A 17,327-nucleotide genomic window follows, 5' to 3' on the forward strand; every position below is an offset into this window, starting at 1 on the left:
CGCGTCCTCCAAACCTCAGTTAAATCTCCATTTCTTATTCATTCTCTGCCATTTTTCTGATATAATTAAAAATATTTATTTTTTTTACTATAGTTATCTGAACTAACAAGGAGGTTATTATGCAATATGAGATTAAAGGCGGCAATCTTCCGGTTGTGATCTGCTCTCTTGATAATGGGGAGTCGGTATTTAATGAAAGCGGGGCCATGTGCTGGATGAGCCCTAATATGGAGATGACCACTTCCGGCGGAGGTATCGGAAAAATGTTCGGTCGTATGTTTTCAGGAGAAAATCTGTTCCAGAATATCTATACTGCCCGCAATGACAGCGGAATGATTGCCTTTGCCTCCTCATTTCCGGGTTCTATCAGGCCGGTCGAGATACGCCCGGGAGACGGTCTGGTTGTCCAGAAGTCCGGTTTTCTGGCCGCTGAAGCCGGTGTGGAGCTTTCCGCCTTTTTCCAGAAAAAGGCTGGAGCCGGTTTCTTCGGCGGTGAGGGGTTTATTATGCAGAAGCTGTCCGGCCGCGGTACGGCTTTCCTTGAAATTGACGGCGCAGCGGTTGAATATGACCTGGCTCCCGGACAGAAGATGATTGTTGATACCGGGTACCTGGCAGCTATGAGTGAGACCTGCTCCATTGATATCCAGGCCGTAAAAGGCGCAAAAAATATGTTGTTCGGCGGTGAAGGCTTCTTTAATACAATTATCACCGGACCAGGACATATCATCCTTCAGACCATGCCGGTATCTAAAACTGCCATGTGCATGTACCAGTATATGCCGCATCCCAGCAACTGATACCTGCCTGTCCGTCCAGCTGTGTGTGAAAAAGGACACCTTTGCGTGTCCTTTTTTCAATTGGAAATGAATACTGCAAAAAACATTTGACAAACATGGCTTTATCCGTCATAATATAAACAGTAACTATTATTAATATCATATAAAGAGAGGCTGCTTATGAAAACACTTAAGTACAGCCGCCAAAGGGAATCCATTAAAACCTGCCTGATGGGGCGTAAGGATCATCCTACTGCTGACGCCTTATACACCAGCATCCGGGAACAGTTTCCCAATATCAGTCTCGGTACCGTGTACCGGAATCTGAACCTTCTGGTGGATTTAGGCGAGATACGTAAGCTTTCCTGCGGGGACGGAACCGATCACTTTGACTATGACACTTCCCCCCATTACCATTTTGTATGTAAAGAATGCGGAAAGATCATGGATATCTCTATGAATGCGGCAAAGGGGCTGGAGGAAGAAGCAGGCAGGCATGTCAATGGAACGATTGAGGATCATACGATTTTCTTCTATGGCACCTGCGGTGACTGCTCTTCTGCTGCCGGCCGGTAATTTTAAAATTTTTTTAAATCTGTATTGACAGATGAAACAAGTTGTGATATCTTAATATCAGTAATCGTTATCGTTATCGATTTCGATTACTGATATACACAACACTAATTAAACTAATATTTATATATGTAAAGAAAAGGAGAGAATAGCAATGAAAAAATTTGTATGTATGGTATGTGGTTATGTTCATGAGGGTGAAGCTGCTCCGGAGAAATGTCCGGTATGTAACGCTCCGGCTGATAAGTTCAAAGAGCAGGATGCCGAGATGGCATGGGCTGCTGAGCATGTTGTAGGCGTAGCACAGGGCGCCAGCGAAGATATCATGATGGACTTAAGAGCTAACTACGAAGGCGAATGTAAAGAAGTTGGTATGTACCTTGCCATGGCAAGAGTTGCACATAGAGAAGGCTATCCTGAGATTGGTTTATATTGGGAGAAAGCTGCTTACGAAGAGGCTGAGCACGCTTCTAAATTTGCAGAATTACTTGGCGAAGTAGTAACTGACAGCACAAAGAAGAACCTTGAGATGCGTGTAGAAGCTGAAAACGGCGCTACGGCAGGTAAATTTGACCTGGCTAAACGTGCTAAAGCTGCTAACCTTGACGCTATCCATGACACAGTTCATGAAATGGCCAGAGATGAAGCTCGTCACGGAAAAGCATTCCAGGGCTTATTAGAAAGATACTTTGGTAAGTAATACGAAATCACCACAGCGTATTTACTCTACAACTACTAACAATATATAAGTGAAATACTCCTCCACCATTTAATATCAACAAAAAACACCTGGGTGAGCCCGAAAACGGCCTCTCCCAGGTATTTTTTATGTAACGGAAAAATTCAGCTACTGCGGCGGCTTCTGCACACTTCGAACTGCCGCGTCAACTACATGCTCCATCAGAATACAGGATGTGACGGCCCCGACTCCGCCAGGAACCGGTGTTACAGCCTGCACTACAGGCTCCACCGCAGAAAAATCCGCATCACCGCATATCTTTCCGTCCGCTCCGGTGTTTACGCCGACATCGATGACAATCTGGCCCGGCCGTACATGTTCCGCACCTATCAGGCCGGCACAGCCGGCGGCTGAAACGATTATTTCTGCTTCCCTGCAGAGACGCCTCACTTCTGCAGGCGCCGTAAAAATATGGCACACTGAAACCGTAGCCTCCTCATTCAGCAAAAGCAGGGCAATAGACAGGCCGACATTGATCCCCTTTCCAATAACCGTCACCCTCTTCCCTTTCAGGGGAAACCGGTAGTATCGCAGCAGTTCCAGGCAGGCGGCCGCCGTACATGGGGCAAAATCATTGCCTGTCCTTGTCACCATCTGTCCCATGGCTGCTGCGGTTATCACATCCGCGTCCTTTTCCGGCCTTAAAATTCCTGATAGCTGCATCTTATCCAGGTGTGGCGGAAGCGGGCGGAATATCAGGCAGCCGTGGATACCCGGATCCGCATTAATCGCTTCCAGCGTCCGCCTAAGATCTTCAATGGATACCGTCTCATCAAAGAGGAACCGCTTTACATCCACTCCCAGGGCCCGGGCCTGCTTCATTGCTCCCCGTTCATAGGCAATGTCGTTCCCCCTGCTGCCGACCCGTACTATTCCCAAAGTGGGAATGACTCCCTTTTTCTGCAATGCTTCGCACTTTTCCCTGATTCTCCTGCGGACGTTTTCCGCAACCGGCTCTCCTCTCAACAGAGACGCCATATGTATCACTCCTTTTCCCAATCCGATTAGACGAAGGCTGAACTATAACGATTAGATTCCCTGTTCCTTTAATATTTCCTTCAGCTTCTCTTCCTCTCCTGCCTTCATCTTATAGCAGTGTTCCGGCGCCGGATAGGTTCCGTCGTGGCATTCGCTGACAAACTGCCCCACCGCATTAAGTATCACTCCGCGGACATCGGCATATTTCTTTGCAAATTTTGCATTTTTCTCATAGAATCCAAGCAAGTCGTAGAAATTAATCATCGGGCTGTCACTGTAAGGCCCGCAGCCGGTTCCCAGAATCGGAATGCTGCTCCTCTCATAGATAATTTTGGCTACCTCTGCCGGTACGGCCTCCACAACTACGGCTATGGCTCCCGCCTTTTCAAATGCTTCCACCTCTTTAATCAATTCCACGGCCGCCAGCACATCACGCCCCTGTGTCTTGTATCCCCCCTGCTGAAGCGCTTTCTGCGGGGTCAGGCCCGTATGTGCGATGACCGGAATACCGGCCTTCGTCAAAGCTTCGACCGTATGGACAATCTCCATGCCGCCTTCAACCTTTACACAGTCCATACCTGCTTCACGGATATAACGTCCTGCATTGCGGATCGCCTCTTCATCGCTGATCTGATAGGAAAGAAACGGCATATCTCCCATAATAAACGCACTCGGCGTGCCTGCACGGACTGCTTTCGCGTGTTCTATCATAATATCTAAATCTGCCTCATTTGTCGTCTTATGGCCCAGCATAACCGTGGCAATGGAATCCCCCATATTTATAATTTCAATTCCGGCTTCCTCCGCCAGAACCGCCATCGGATAATCATACAGAGCCGTACGGGCCAGTTTTTCACCGTTTGCTTTTTTCTCCAAAATATAGCTCAGCGTCACCTTTTTTCTTGCTTCCATTTTAAACTCCTCCTTATGAATTCAATTTCCCTCTTGACTCGCAGGCCTGTGCGAAGCTGCCGGTATCCGGAATCAGCCGCCTCAGTTCAGCCCGAAAAATTCTGCAACCTTGCCGACAATATGCTCTCCGATACCGTCATATGCCTCATGGGTACTGCCGCCGATATGGGGACTTGCTGTGAATCCTCTTACTCCGAACAGCTCCGACTCCAGCCTTGCATTGTCCCCAAGACCCTTGCCGGCCAGCTCATTTACCAGGACATCCGTGCTGAATCCGGCCAGTTTTCCGCTTAGAAGCGCCGCTTTCGCCGCCGCCTCGTCCACTACTCCGCCCCTGGCACAGTTGATTAGAATTGCTCCGTCCTTCATCTGAGCAAACTCTTTTTCTGAAATCATTCCTCTGGTTTCTCCGGTCAGCGGCGTATGAAGGCTGATATAATCGGAAATGGCGCACAATTCTTCAAGCGTTTCCGCTTTGTCAGCTCCCTTTTCCTTCATTGCCGCCGCATCCACGTAAGGGTCGTATGCCGCCACTTTCATATTAAAGGCCCGCGCCAGTTCAGCTACCCGGCTGCCTATCTTGCCCAGCCCTATTATGCCGAGGACATGGCCGCCCAGTTCATGGCCGGTATACTTATATTTATTCCAGATACCTTCCTGCTGCACCTCCTGATTCGCTTCCATCGTATAGCGGGACAAATCTATCATCTTTGAGATTACCAGCTCCGCAACCGCGTTACAGTTGATTCCCGGAGCGTTTTGAACCCTGATTCCAAGTTCCCTGGCATATTCCAGGTCAATGTGGTTCGTTCCCGCTGCGCACACGGCAATCATTTTTACGCGTTTCGCCGCCGCATCCAGGATATCCCTGCCGATTTTCGGATCGACCCGCATTACCAGCAGATCATACTCCGGCAGCATCTCTTTAAGCTCATCCACCGACGGGAGTATCTTAATATCCACCTCCGCCCCCAGCGCCTGAAGGCCTTTTGCAATAACAGGAGAAACACGATCAATAATTAATGCTTTCATATACAACAACCCCTTTCTGTTTTCCTTTTGCCCTTATTATAGATTGGCAGTGTCATGAATACAAATATATAATAGTCATTTTATTTATGACTAAAAGTTATTATTCAAAGCAGGATTTACCAATATCAACGGAAACGGAGCTTATCTCTGTCCGCTAACCGCTCTCTTCAATTTCCTGCTCTGCATATACTGCCCGCCAATCACTACAATAAATATCACATAACAGATAATATCCGTCTTTGTTCCGGGCCAGATTCCGCAGACAGCGCAGACAGCCATTAAAATCCGCTCGATTACGTTCAGCTTTCGGAATACAAATCCCTCGAAACAGGCACACATGCAAAACAAACCGACAAAACTCGAGAACACAATGGCGACTATCGATATGATATTTCCCTGTAACAGCAGTTCCTGGTGATATACAATCATAAACGGTAAAATAAACCCAGGCAGCCCAAGCCTCGTCGCCGTAACCGAGGTCTTAAAGTAGTCGGCTTTCGCTATCTTTGAGGCAACTAAGGCTGCACTGGCAACCGGAGGCGTGATATTAGCCAATGCCGCATAATAATAGATGAACAGATGGACGGCCAGTTTGTCAAATCCCAATTCTACCAGTACACTGCCGGCTAACGATGCCACGAGGACATAAGCGGCTGTCGTAGGAACTCCCATGCCAAACAATATTGTAACTGCCATTGTTAGTATCAGAGCCACAAGGCCTACACTGCCGGATAATGTTTTGATAAAGAATACAATATTCATCGCAAGACCCGTCATGACAAATATCTGCGTAACAATTCCCATAGCGGCACAGGCTGCCGCTACTGTCATCGCACTTTTAGCCCCGCTGATCAGGCCATTATATAAAAAGCCCCAAAACTGTCTGGTCAGGACGAATTTCGGATTGCGCACGCTGTTTTTTACAATGTAGCAGATAACAAGAATAACACAGCCTAAAAATGCACTCCGCATTACCGATGTCCCGGAAATCAAAAGTATGATGATGGCCAGAAGCGGAAGGAAAAAGAGGCCGTCTTCCTTCATAAGTTTTTTCTTATCCGGAATCATTTCGTCCGGCAGTGGTTTAAATCCGCAGCGAAGCGCACGCATGTGTACGGAAATTCCTGTGGTCACGTAATACATTAATGCGGCAGGAAGAGCGCACAGTGCGATTTTGGCATAGGGGACGCCTATAATGCCGGCCATGATAAATGCGCCGACTCCCATGACGGGAGGCATAATCATCCCTCCAGTAGAGGCTACCGATTCAATAGCTCCCGCATAATACGGTTCATAGCCGCGGTCCTTCATCATAGGAATTGTGAAGGTACCGGTGGACGCCACGTTGGCCACAGCGCTTCCGTTGATTGACCCAACCAGCCCGCTTCCGATTACTGCAGCCTGTGCGGCTCCGGAACGTGTCTTTCCTCCAAGGGCAATCGCGATATTGATGAAGAACTGCCCCGCACCGCTGGACTCCAGTAGCCCGCCAAAAATCATAAACAAAACAATATAAGTGGCCGAAACATTCAGCACCGTTCCAAAAATACCATACAGATAGGTCGTTACACTGGCTATCAGCCTCGGCCAGCTGTATCCCGCGTGATGGAAGATGCCGGGAAGATATTTTCCAAAATGACCATATAGCAGAGAGATAACCACCAATCCCGGAAGCAGCAGACCGTATGTACGTCTTGTCGCCTCCAGAACGGCGAGAATCAGAATAAAACCAATGATGGTATCCATCCCCGTGTACCGGCCTGCCCGGTTTAATAAAGCGTTAAAATTCACAAATATATATGCGGTTGATACCAGCGCCATAATCAAAAAACATATGCTTGCGATTTGAGACAAACATGTGCGGCCGGAATGCTTATCATCTTTTATAATCATCGCGCTAAGAAATACCAGTGACAGTGCAAAAGCGAGATGAATATCCATATGTTTGGTGGGATCGATTGACGGCATCATTACCTGCCAAAGATGGTAAACACTCATAGCAAAAGCCACAACCGGAAAAATTTTACCTGCAATTTTGCTTATCTTGTTCTCCATGCCCAAGTCCTTTCTCTTGTTAATGAAAGACCCGGGCACCGCAGCTACAGAGTCCAGGCCTTTCAATAAAGTTGATATTCAGATGTTTATACTCGTCCTACTGGCCGACCGTATAGGCATCATCCCATACACCGGCCTCTTTAAAATATTTCGCTGCTCCCGGATGGATCGGAACCTGGGTCGGCAGGCCGTGAAGTGCATTTTCCGCGGTAATGCAGGTGGCCGGGGCATAATAATTTGCCAGGGCATCGACATTTTCACAGATTGTTTTGACAAAGGTATAGGCTACATCTTCACTCATAGCAGCAGACGCAAACTGTTCCGCAGGAGCTGCCATGTTAATATAATCTTCCGCCACAAATGGCAGTGTGCCGCCGGCAATCACCGACTGGAAAAAGTCTTTGCTCTCACTGCAGGCCAATTTAATTTTTTCCGGATCCTGAGGAAGCGCCCGGCAGTCCACCGTTGTGTACAGCGACTCCAGATAGGAGGCGGGAACTTTTGCACTGCAGAAGCCCCAGATCATGTCTACCGTGCCGTCCTTCAATGCATCGACAGCCTGATCGTTGGCCAGATTCAGCATTTTACAATTGCTGTCATTATAACCGTAAGCCGACATAAGCGCCGTGGCCATTGAAGCGATACCGGAGCCGGACGGACCGAGAACGACTGTCTTCCCCTCGAGATCTTCCAAAGACTGAATACTGCTCTTATCAAGGACTATCGCCACACTCTCCACATCGTATAAGTCCATCAATGCCAGGATCTTGTCGTTTGGGCCATCTTCAGCAAAAGGGCCCTGTCCGACGTAGGCATCATACATCTGTGTCGTATGGCCGATATTAATATCTCCGGACGCCAAAAGGCGGCAGTTCTCTATCGAACCCCCGGTAGCCTGTACCGTAACAGACATATTAGGTATCTTTTCCTGCAGGACAGAAGCACATGCCGTCCCCATAAGCTGGATGGTGCCTCCCAGTGTGCCTGTTCCCCATGTGAGATCTGTCGCTTCAATCGCCGCCTCTCCCGATGCGCCTTCTTCCCCCGCAGACGACTTCTGAGACTCCGTATCAGCCTTTGATGCCGCAGCACTCCCCGAACTGCCGCAGCCGCTGAGCGTGGCCGTCAATACCGCCATCATAAGAACTAAAATACCTGTTTTTTTCATGAGTTTCCCCTCCTTGTAAAGTTTTTCACGAATTATACCATATTAAGTAAAGTTAAATCTGTATTTACATAATATATTACTACACTTTATAAGTACACGATCTATAAATCATTTAAGTTATAACTTTTAGTCATAATAAGAATTTCCTGTTAATTAAAAAAGAATCTTTGAACCATTTCCGGTCCAAAAATTCTTTCTAATTTCTTCCTGTTATTAAATTTCCGTTTTCTCCTGGAGCTGTTCCCTCTGTTCAAAATACCGGACTACAAACCGTTCAAAAAGCTTTACAATATATGTCTTATATGTATTCCCGTTCTGCATCAGGGTCCCCTCCCAGGGAAACGTCTCCTTGAGATAGATGATTTTCACTTTGGGGCTGAGATGGCTCTGCACGGCGTAGGGGCGCGGAAGAATACAGATCCCTCTGTCGCATTCCGTCATTTGCAGCATAAAGTTAACCTTGGAGCTGGATATATTGACCTTCGGGAGAAATCCGGCCTTTACGCAGCGTTCCGTGATTTGATGGGACAGCGCGGAAGTATAAGTGTAAAGGTTAAACTTCTGATTTTCCAACTGCTCGAATGTCACCGAATCATACCGGGACAGCGGATTATCCACAGAAGCTATCACCACCATCTCATCCTTGAACAGAACCGTGTCCTGCAGGTCCGGAAAAGAAACGCCGGTAATTCCGAGTGCCAGATCCAGGCTCCCGTCCAGCAGCATCTTCCTCAGCGCCCGGCTCCCGTCCTCGATAAGCTGCAATTCAATATCCGGCCACTGCCGGTTAAAATTTGTGACAATATCGACCACATAAAGAGAAGCTATCATCGGGGTAACCCCCAGCTTTAATCTGCCAACCGGGGCCGAATGCATCGTCTCCACAAATGCCGACAGCGAACCAAAATCAGAGATAATCGGAACAACACGCCGGTAAAACTGTTCGCCATAGTCGGTCAGATAGACTCCATTTTTCTGAACCCTGAAGAGGGGGACTTTTAACTCCCGCTCCAGCTTCTTAATCAGCTTGCTTAAGGCCGGCTGGGAGAGAAATAAATGCTCCGCCGCCCGCGTATAGCTCTGATCCTTTGCGACTTGTACAAAATATTTTAAGACCTTGATGTCCACCCAAATCCTCCTCTGCTAAACCGTGTGAACAGTAACTTTCCCGGTCCTTATCCCTGTCTCCTTCAGTTAACGAGATTCACCGGACTTCCGGCCGCAAACGCCGCCAGATTATCGGCCCCTGTCTCTAAAAGTCTCGCACGGCTCTCCTTTGCTGCCCAGGCTATATGAGGAGTAATAATACAGTTCGGCGCCGAGAGAAGGGGATTATCCATGGATATCGGTTCCTGAGATACTACATCCAGACCGGCGGCATATACCTTTCCGCTGTTCAGGGCCTCGGCCAGATCTTCATCCACAACGAGCGCTCCCCTGGAGCTGTTCAGAAGAATCACGCCATCCTTCATTTTCGCAATCGTATCTCTGTTTATCAGGCCCTGCGTATCCGGAAACAGCGGGCAGTGGAGGGCTATGACATCAGACTTCTTAAACAGTTCCCCGCGTTCGGCAAACCTGCAGTTCTCTGTCTCAAGCTCCGCTCTTCTGAAACCGTCGTTATATAGTATCTTCATCCCCAATGCGGCGGCGATGGCGGCCGTTCTCTGGCCAATCCTTCCAAATCCGATGACACCCATCGTTTTTCCCGCAAGTTCAATCAGAGGGTAATCCCAAAAACAGAAATCAGGCTGCTGTCCCCATCTTCCCTCCTTCACAGCATCACTGTGATGGCCGGCGCGGCTGCAGATTTCCAACAGAAGGGCAATTGTAAACTGGGACACGGAATCGGTCCCGTACGTTGGTATATTGCAGACAGGGATATTCCGTTCCCTGGCTGCCTGGATATCGACTCCATCATATCCGGTTGACAATACTCCGATATAGCGGATAGACGGGCAGTTTTCAATCACCTCTCTGCCGAGAGGCACACTGGACACCAGTACTGCATCTGCATCCCCTATCCGTTCCATAATCAGTTTCGTATCATTCGCCGGTGTCCTGTCATAAATCGTCAAATCACCAAGCTCTTCATAGCGGCTCCAGCTCAAATCCCCCGGATTCTTTATGTAACCATCCAATATTACAATTTTCATAGTTCTGTCCCTTTCCGCTTCTTACAGCTCCAGATGTTTGAAGAGAAGACTCAGCGACCAGTCCAGGTGCTCGCTGAGTGCAGCCTTTAATTTCTCAAGATTTCTCTCCTTCAGGCAGTCCAATAGGACCAGATGCTGCCTTGTGCTCTCTTCCAGATCGAGGGACACGTGGAAAGAGATAATCCTGTAGCGATCGACATTGAAATAAATCTGATCCATCAGTATTTTTATGTATCCGTTATTGGATTTCTGTACAATCAGATCATGACACTGTCCATCCAGCTTGCTGAACTCCATCCTGTCTATCTCTTCCCCAGCCTCATGCCGGGCAAGCAGCGACATCAGGCTGGCTCTCACCGCTTCTATCTCTTCATCCGTTATCTGATAAATTGAAGTTTCACAGGCTATTAATTCCATAGCCTTCCTGACTTCATAAATGTTCCTGACGTCCTTTGTCGTCAATGGTTTCAAAAAGGTTCCCAGACCCTTTCTGGATTCCAGAAATCCTTCAGCCTGAAGACGGCGTATCGCTTCTCTGACAGGTGTCCGGCTCATATTGAGATACACTGCCAGCTGATTCTCGCTTAAAAGCTCTCCGGGACTGATCTCTTCTTCTATGATTAAATTTCTGATTCCGTCATACGCCCTCTGCACATAACTCGGCTTCTGTGTTTTTTTTAATAAAACGTTCTGTTCGCCCATTTATAAAATTCCTTGTCTACATAATATTTGAAACCATTTTACTATTAATAAAGGCGCCTGTCCAGTATGGCAGGCGCCTTTTTCCCAGTATTTTACAGCTTTTTTACTATTTGAGGAAGATTGTGGTACAGATCGGTACGTAAGTAATCAAAAGCAGTACCGCAATCAATGCCAGCAGCGGCTTTATAATCTTCTTAGTCAAATCCTCAATAGAAACTTTGGATATCGAAGATGCGACGAACAGATTAATTCCATACGGAGGACTGCAGAATCCAATCGCAAGGTTCATCGTCAGCATAATACCAAAGGTAACCGGGTGCATCCCCACTCCCGTACAGATAGGGAGTAATATCGGAGTGAGAATAATTGTTGCAGGAATATTGTCAATAAACATCCCGACAATCAGCAGGAAGATATTGATAATCAAAAGAATCAGAATCGCATTGTCCGTCAGTCCCAGAATCGCCTGCGCAATCATATTCGGTATCTGCGCCATTGTCAGGAATGCCGCAAATACAGTGGAGAAACCGACCATAAATGTCGTGGCGCCATTAACCACTATGGCGTCTTTGAATGATTTGTACGCCCCTCTGACATCCAGTTCTTTATATACAAATACACCGACTATGAAGGAATACACAACGGAGATAACCGCAGCCTCCGTAGGCGTAAAGAAACCGGAATAGATTCCTCCAAGAATGATGACCGGTGAAAGGATTGCCCAGAAAGCATCCTTAAAGGCAACCCATATCTCTTTCGCGCTGGACGCCTTTTCTTTTCCCCTGTACCCGTTCTTCTTCGATACAAAGTAACAGACAATCATGAGGGCCACACCCATCATGATGCCGGGCATAAAGCCCGCTGTAAACATATCGGTAATCGAGGTGCCCGATACAACGCCGTAAATAACGAACGGGATAGACGGCGGAATGATAACGCCGATGGTCCCCGCCGCCGCAGTCAGCGCTGCACTGAAGGGCTTATTATAGCCGTGATCCACCATCTCGGGAATCATAAATGCTCCTACGGCGGATACCGTTGCAACTGCCGAGCCGGATATTGCCGCAAAGAACATACATACGATAATCGTAACCATGCCAAGGCCGCCTGTTACATGGCCGATTAACGCGTCAAAGAAATTTACAAGCCGCCTGGCAATGCCGCCGCTGCTCATCAGATTTCCTGCCAGCATAAAGAACGGAATCGCCAGAAGCGGGAATGAATCAACCCCTGTGATTGACTTCTGCGCAATAATAATCAGAGGAATATCTGAAAAATAATAGATTGCAATCAGGCTGGAAATACCAATGGCATATCCAATCGGCACTGTCAGGAGCAGTAGTACGAAAAAGCTTCCAAATAATACGGCTGCACTCATGCGGCATTTCCCCCTTCCTCACCTTTTATAAACAACTTCTTTACGTCTTTTCCCAATACCCCCAGCATTCTGACACACACAAGAAATGAGGCCAGAGGGAACACGGAATACACGTATACAAGCGGTAACCTGAGTCCCGAGGAAACGGCTCTTCTTGCCGCCATCGACACCAGCAGGTCTTTTCCGTTTACCACCATATAGGCGCAAAACAGAAACCATATCAGATCAGCCAGAAGTCCAATCGCCGCCTGCACCTTCTTATTTTTAAGGAAAGAATAAATCAGGGTAACTCTGATATGCTCATTATATTTCAGTGCAATACTTGCTCCCAGCCAAATCTGCCAGATGAAGATATACCGTGACAGCTCTTCCGACCAGGTAAGTGAGTTTTTAAATACAGTCCGCATTATAACCTGCAAAAATACCAGGAGCACGTTGATAACAAGGCTGACAACCAGAAGGTATTCTTCAAGATTGTTATAAATATTGCCAATCCGTGACAGTATACTTTTCTTTTCCATACTAAAGCTCCTTTAACATTCGTACTTACTGCTCGTATTTCTCAGCCATTGTGAATACGTCTTCCCCAAACTCGCCTTTGTATTTCTCATACATTGGTGCAAGAGCCTCTTTGAACGCTGCTTTATCTTCTTCGGTCAGTCTGTTAACCTGCATTCCTTCCTCTTCCAGCTTGTCAACATACAGGTTTGTGTCATCCAGTTCCATCTGGCGCTGCTGCTTCACGAATTCTGCCGCTGCATCCGTGACGATCTGCTGCTGTTCCTGTGTCAGGCCGTCGTAGAAGTCCTTGTTCATGATAAAGCCAAGGAAGTTGTTAACATGCTCTGTAACGCTCAGATATTTCTGTACTTCCTGGAACTTGCTTGCGTAAATCAGGGACGGAGGATTCTCCTGTCCGTCTACGGTATTCTGCTGAAGGCCCGTGAACAGCTCGTTGAATCCCATCGGAGTCGCGCTGGCGCCAAGTGTGTTGAAGAAATCAATAAATACCTGATTCTCCATAACTCTCATCTTAAGTCCCTTCAAATCTTCCGGTTTTGTAATCGGACGTACGTTGTTCGTCATACTTCTGAGTCCGTTGTAGGAATAACCAAGGCAGTGGATTCCTACGGCCTCCAGTTTCTGGTTAAAGTAATCGCCCATGTCTCCGTCCATCGCTTCAAATGCATTCTGAGCGTTGCTGAACAGCCATGGCATATCCATTACACCGAAATCAGGAGAATATGCCACTAATACGGACGTGGAAGGAAGAGCCGCCGTAAGGGAACCCATTGCAACTGATTCCGTAAGCTCCGCATCGCCGCCGAGGGCGCTGTTCGGATATATCTCTACTTTGATTGTGCCGCCTGATTTCTCCTCCACCGGTTTCTGGAAGTATTCAACCAGGGCCTTATGTGTGGAACGGTCTTCCGCCTCAACGTGCCCAATCTTAATTGTCACGGCCGCAGCGGTCTGGCTTCCCTGGCTATCTGCCGCTTCTCCTCCTTCGGCTGCCGGAGCCTGTGTTGCTGCCGGCTGGTTTCCTGCATTTCTTCCCCCGCATGCGCTAAGGCTCAAAGCCATCACTGCTGTCAGTCCCAGGGCAATTACCTTTTTTGTTTTTTTCATCGTACATCCTCCTTAAATTCTCTTTCACAGAACTCTTCTACCCTCTTTTGAATTATCTATAAAATTTCAATAATTCCGTTATCAGCGTCAACCCTGATTCTGTCTCCGTCTTTTACATCCTCATAAAAAGCCGGGTCAACCTTATCCACCATCGGCACTTCCATGATGATGGCACTCGATACAAGCACTGTCTCCGGATACTGGACAATCATTGCCGCCGGCATGTTCTGGTTCATCTTAAGCTGGTATAAACCATCCGCCTGTACCACTGAGCTTCCCTTTCCCCCCGGGAAGATCAGGACTTTCTTTGCAACGCTCCGTCCTTCCAGATCATGCGCTTTCTCAATTACTTCCCCTGTCTCCGGATTCATCAGATAGAACATGATATGGTCCTTTGACACGATTGCTTCTGCCTCTGCGCAGCCCTCTGATATCTTATGACAACTGTATTTTTTCATCTTACTTTACCTCCCCTGTTAATGCTGCATCGATACAGGTATCCAGATCGCGGATAACGAAATGGATTCCTCTTCTCTGCGGATAATATGCGCACTTTGGTGACTCCGTCACGCCGATTTTGCCGTTCAGGTGGCGCCAGCACGGCTGGTCCGGACAGGAATCCGGTACGATGAAGCCGCCCGCTTCCGTGATAATCTCGTCTAATCCCATACGCTCCGCCATCTCTTTTACCAGGCTGGAGGTCAGTATCCACATCTCTTTTTCCAGTTTCTTTCCCTTGATTTTTTCTGCGATATGCTTTACTTCATCAAGTGTAAAGTGCGGACATCCGAACATAACGAAATCGATGGGCCTGTTGCCTTCCAGGGAAATCTCCTTAAGAATTTCCGCCATATCGTCGTTGGTGATGACTACCTTCCGCTCCGGTTCTTTTCCTCCGAATGCCGTCTCCATGTCGGGAGCCTCCGGTGTTACGCCGAGAATATGATACATTCCGTAAGCGCCGGAGGTGTTCAGCTCCGCTCCCAGGTTCCTGAGCGCTTCCTTCGTGATAGTCTCTCCGGGAAGACCGGTAAATACAGGGATTCCCTCCCCAATCTTCTTGCCCAGCATTCCCAGGATGTGGTAGTCGTAGGCGGTCTTCATATCTGCCTGTACCTCCACCAGGATATTGCCTTTTCTGTTCTCATCCAGCAGAAGGCCGTATTCCGGCACAAAGCCTGTCACGGCTGCACAGAGCGCGCTGTTGGCGCCCTCACGGTTGCTTCTCGCTCCCCATACGGAATTGACATACGGTGTTGCGCTGGACTCTGAGAATGCAATTACCTCTTTATACATCGGAACATTTGTGTCTATGTAAGGGGTACAGTTATAAGTAAGCTGCGCTCCGATTCCCTTATATGCATTATGGGTTCTCTGCATTAAATCGGCGAATTTCGGATCCACCATATCTCTCTTTGTGAAGAAATCATAGCAGAAGCCCGGGTTAACGGTCGGAGCCACACGGCAGTGTGCGCCTTCGCTGAGCAGCTTCTCGCAGAACCATAAGTCCGCCTCCTGATTGGAGAGAGCCACATGGGCCCTGGTGATGGGCACCATCCGCTTTGCGTCAAAGCATTCGCCGATGGCTACCTGAATCTTCATTGCGTATGCTGTTCCCTTTCCATACTTTCCATCCAGCATATCCTGCTGTTCCTGTGTCAGTTTCATAAAAACCTCCTCCTTAAAATTATCATATATAGTTATGGTTCAACTTGGTTATCAGCTTTTTACAGTATCCTGATTCTCTCATCCGGCCTGATATCTTCCAGTACGGTCTTCGATACCTGGATATATTCCAGTTCCAGTGTGTTTTTAATCTTTACGATACGTAAATCTTCTTTCTTTACATTCCGGATGCACTTGATGGCTACACGCACCGCCTCATCCTCATCGGCCGCTACCAGCGGCACACGGCAGTCTTCAATACAGCGGCATGCAATGGCGTTGGCATACATCGCTTCGTAATCGAGCTGTTCAAAGACTTCTTTCACCGTTACGTCAAATAGTCCGATTCCGATGGCATTGCCATGGGACTGTGGTGTGACTCCCAGTAAAACCATCCTTTTTATCTCGGGAACCGGAAGGCAAAATTCTTTTAATACGGAACTTTTCCCCAGAATATTCGGGTCGTAGCCGGCCCCTGAAATATTCTTTCCAATTTCCTCTACAATCAGTACGTCTATTTTCGGCGGAATGAGAACCGGCATTTTCGTTCTGGCGATTTTCACCAGTTCTTTCTCCCGTTTAATCATATTTTCTGCCGCAACCGCCTCAATCATAAATGTCTCGTCATAGGCATTCTCAATGGCGGCGATGCCATAGGCAATTCTGCATTTCTTAAGTATCAGACTGGCGGCATCCTCTATAATTGCGGCAAATTCATCGGGATCCTCCTCATGGATGGAGGAACATCCTATCTGGTTCCCCAGACCGATTACCAGCATCTTGCAAAGACCGCTCTGCAAATCGCCTACAAAGTCCGTGTGCAGCTTTACGCGGTTAATGGGAATAACCGCATCCGCTTCCATCGCGGCCCTGTCAAAATACACGTCCTTGCCGGAAGGAGTCCTGCCCAGATGATTCACATCAACCGTGGTGACAATCTCCACTCCAAGATTTTCTTCTGTAATCCCGTAACTGGCAAGCACTTCTCTCTGGCCTTCCTCCGTCCCGTTGCCATGGCTCCCCATAGCCGAGACTATATAAGGAATCCCGCCCTTCCTTCTTACATCTTCAATCACGGTGCTGACAATAAGAAAAAGGTTCTTAATTCCTCTGCTCCCCACAGCGACCGCCACCCGGTCGCCCGGATGAATCTTTCCCGTAATCTCTTTCTTCGCCAGCTCTCTCTTCAGAGTTCCCTCCACATCTTCCAGCAAAGTCCTGTCAAAAATCTGCTGTACTTTGCAGAGTTCTGGCAGCGGATATGTATAATCCTCACTCAGTAATACCGGCATAATTCCCTCCCTGACTTCAAGCCTGTATCTCACATGTATTTCACTTGTATAATCTAATTATACATATTTATTTTCCATTGTCAACTGAAATTGTTTGCCATAAATAAATTATTTTCAGATATAATTGTATTTAATTGTAAGTTAAATTAACGCAATGGTTCAGACAGGTCTGCGCATTAACTGCGCGGACCGAGAAAAGGTAGTGGCGGCAGGCATCCGGCTCACCGCACAGCGATTTTTATATACAAAAGCTGCTGAAATCAGGCCGC

The 17,327-nt window shown here is 47.8% G+C and carries 17 protein-coding genes; 3 read left to right on the forward strand and 14 right to left on the reverse strand.

Features of this window, described 5'->3' with window-relative positions; genetic code table 11:
- Window positions 1-119 precede the first annotated feature (119 nt).
- The 3 genes from CLOSYM_RS20515 (at window position 120) to CLOSYM_RS20525 (ending at window position 2,052) form a co-directional block, all read left to right on the forward strand.
- Window positions 120-800 carry a TIGR00266 family protein gene (locus CLOSYM_RS20515; RefSeq protein WP_003497223.1) on the forward strand — a complete coding sequence of 227 codons (681 nt, stop codon included), beginning with the start codon at window positions 120-122 and terminating at the stop codon, window positions 798-800.
- 159 nt (window positions 801-959) lie between these two features.
- Window positions 960-1,355 carry a Fur family transcriptional regulator gene (locus CLOSYM_RS20520; protein ID WP_003497224.1) on the forward strand — a complete coding sequence of 132 codons (396 nt, stop codon included), beginning with the start codon at window positions 960-962 and terminating at the stop codon, window positions 1,353-1,355.
- Window positions 1,356-1,506: 151 nt separating this feature from the next.
- On the forward strand, window positions 1,507-2,052 hold the full coding sequence (locus CLOSYM_RS20525) for an NADH peroxidase (protein ID WP_003497225.1): 546 nt from the start codon (window positions 1,507-1,509) through the stop codon (window positions 2,050-2,052).
- Between the two features lie 147 nt (window positions 2,053-2,199).
- Here the strand turns inward: CLOSYM_RS20525 and CLOSYM_RS20530 are convergent, their stop codons facing one another.
- The 14 genes from CLOSYM_RS20530 to CLOSYM_RS20595 form a co-directional block, all read right to left on the reverse strand.
- Window positions 2,200-3,069, reverse strand: coding sequence for a bifunctional 5,10-methylenetetrahydrofolate dehydrogenase/5,10-methenyltetrahydrofolate cyclohydrolase (locus CLOSYM_RS20530; RefSeq protein WP_021643649.1), 870 nt, complete (start codon window positions 3,067-3,069; stop codon window positions 2,200-2,202).
- Between the two features lie 51 nt (window positions 3,070-3,120).
- Entirely contained in the window at window positions 3,121-3,981 is an 861-nt protein-coding gene (panB, locus tag CLOSYM_RS20535; RefSeq protein WP_003497227.1) for a 3-methyl-2-oxobutanoate hydroxymethyltransferase, read from the reverse strand.
- An 81-nt stretch (window positions 3,982-4,062) separates the two neighbouring features.
- Entirely contained in the window at window positions 4,063-5,013 is a 951-nt protein-coding gene (locus CLOSYM_RS20540; RefSeq protein ID WP_009297453.1) for an NAD(P)-dependent oxidoreductase, read from the reverse strand.
- A 141-nt stretch (window positions 5,014-5,154) separates the two neighbouring features.
- On the reverse strand, window positions 5,155-7,068 hold the full coding sequence (locus CLOSYM_RS20545; RefSeq protein WP_207747147.1) for a TRAP transporter permease: 1,914 nt from the start codon (window positions 7,066-7,068) through the stop codon (window positions 5,155-5,157).
- 97 nt (window positions 7,069-7,165) lie between these two features.
- A complete protein-coding gene (locus tag CLOSYM_RS20550) occupies window positions 7,166-8,236 on the reverse strand; it encodes a TAXI family TRAP transporter solute-binding subunit (protein WP_003497230.1) in 1,071 nt (356 codons plus the stop codon).
- Window positions 8,237-8,449: 213 nt separating this feature from the next.
- Window positions 8,450-9,364 (reverse strand): LysR family transcriptional regulator, encoded by a 915-nt coding sequence (locus CLOSYM_RS20555; RefSeq protein ID WP_021643651.1) that lies wholly within the window; start codon window positions 9,362-9,364, stop codon window positions 8,450-8,452.
- A gap of 62 nt (window positions 9,365-9,426) precedes the next feature.
- Window positions 9,427-10,392, reverse strand: a complete 966-nt coding sequence (locus CLOSYM_RS20560; protein ID WP_021643652.1) for a D-2-hydroxyacid dehydrogenase — start codon at window positions 10,390-10,392, stop codon at window positions 9,427-9,429.
- Between the two features lie 21 nt (window positions 10,393-10,413).
- Window positions 10,414-11,094: a GntR family transcriptional regulator gene (locus CLOSYM_RS20565; protein WP_021643653.1), complete on the reverse strand. Its 681-nt coding sequence runs from the start codon at window positions 11,092-11,094 to the stop codon at window positions 10,414-10,416.
- Between the two features lie 106 nt (window positions 11,095-11,200).
- A complete protein-coding gene (locus CLOSYM_RS20570) occupies window positions 11,201-12,472 on the reverse strand; it encodes a TRAP transporter large permease (RefSeq protein WP_021643654.1) in 1,272 nt (423 codons plus the stop codon).
- On the reverse strand, window positions 12,469-12,993 hold the full coding sequence (locus CLOSYM_RS20575) for a TRAP transporter small permease (RefSeq protein WP_003497235.1): 525 nt from the start codon (window positions 12,991-12,993) through the stop codon (window positions 12,469-12,471). Before CLOSYM_RS20575 ends, CLOSYM_RS20570 begins: the two co-directional genes overlap by 4 nt.
- A gap of 25 nt (window positions 12,994-13,018) precedes the next feature.
- Window positions 13,019-14,101 carry a TRAP transporter substrate-binding protein gene (locus CLOSYM_RS20580; protein WP_021643655.1) on the reverse strand — a complete coding sequence of 361 codons (1,083 nt, stop codon included), beginning with the start codon at window positions 14,099-14,101 and terminating at the stop codon, window positions 13,019-13,021.
- 56 nt (window positions 14,102-14,157) lie between these two features.
- The gene (locus CLOSYM_RS20585) at window positions 14,158-14,559 is read right to left on the reverse strand and encodes an aconitase X swivel domain-containing protein (protein WP_021643656.1); all 402 of its coding nucleotides are present in this window, start codon (window positions 14,557-14,559) and stop codon (window positions 14,158-14,160) included.
- Between the two features lies 1 nt (window position 14,560).
- The gene (locus CLOSYM_RS20590) at window positions 14,561-15,769 is read right to left on the reverse strand and encodes an aconitase X catalytic domain-containing protein (RefSeq protein ID WP_003497238.1); all 1,209 of its coding nucleotides are present in this window, start codon (window positions 15,767-15,769) and stop codon (window positions 14,561-14,563) included.
- A 59-nt stretch (window positions 15,770-15,828) separates the two neighbouring features.
- A complete protein-coding gene (locus CLOSYM_RS20595; protein WP_021643657.1) occupies window positions 15,829-17,058 on the reverse strand; it encodes a nickel pincer cofactor-dependent isomerase, group 22 in 1,230 nt (409 codons plus the stop codon).
- Window positions 17,059-17,327: the final 269 nt, after the last annotated feature.

This window comes from [Clostridium] symbiosum ATCC 14940 (genome assembly GCF_000466485.1).
GTDB classification, from domain to species: Bacteria; Bacillota; Clostridia; order Lachnospirales; family Lachnospiraceae; genus Otoolea; species Otoolea symbiosa.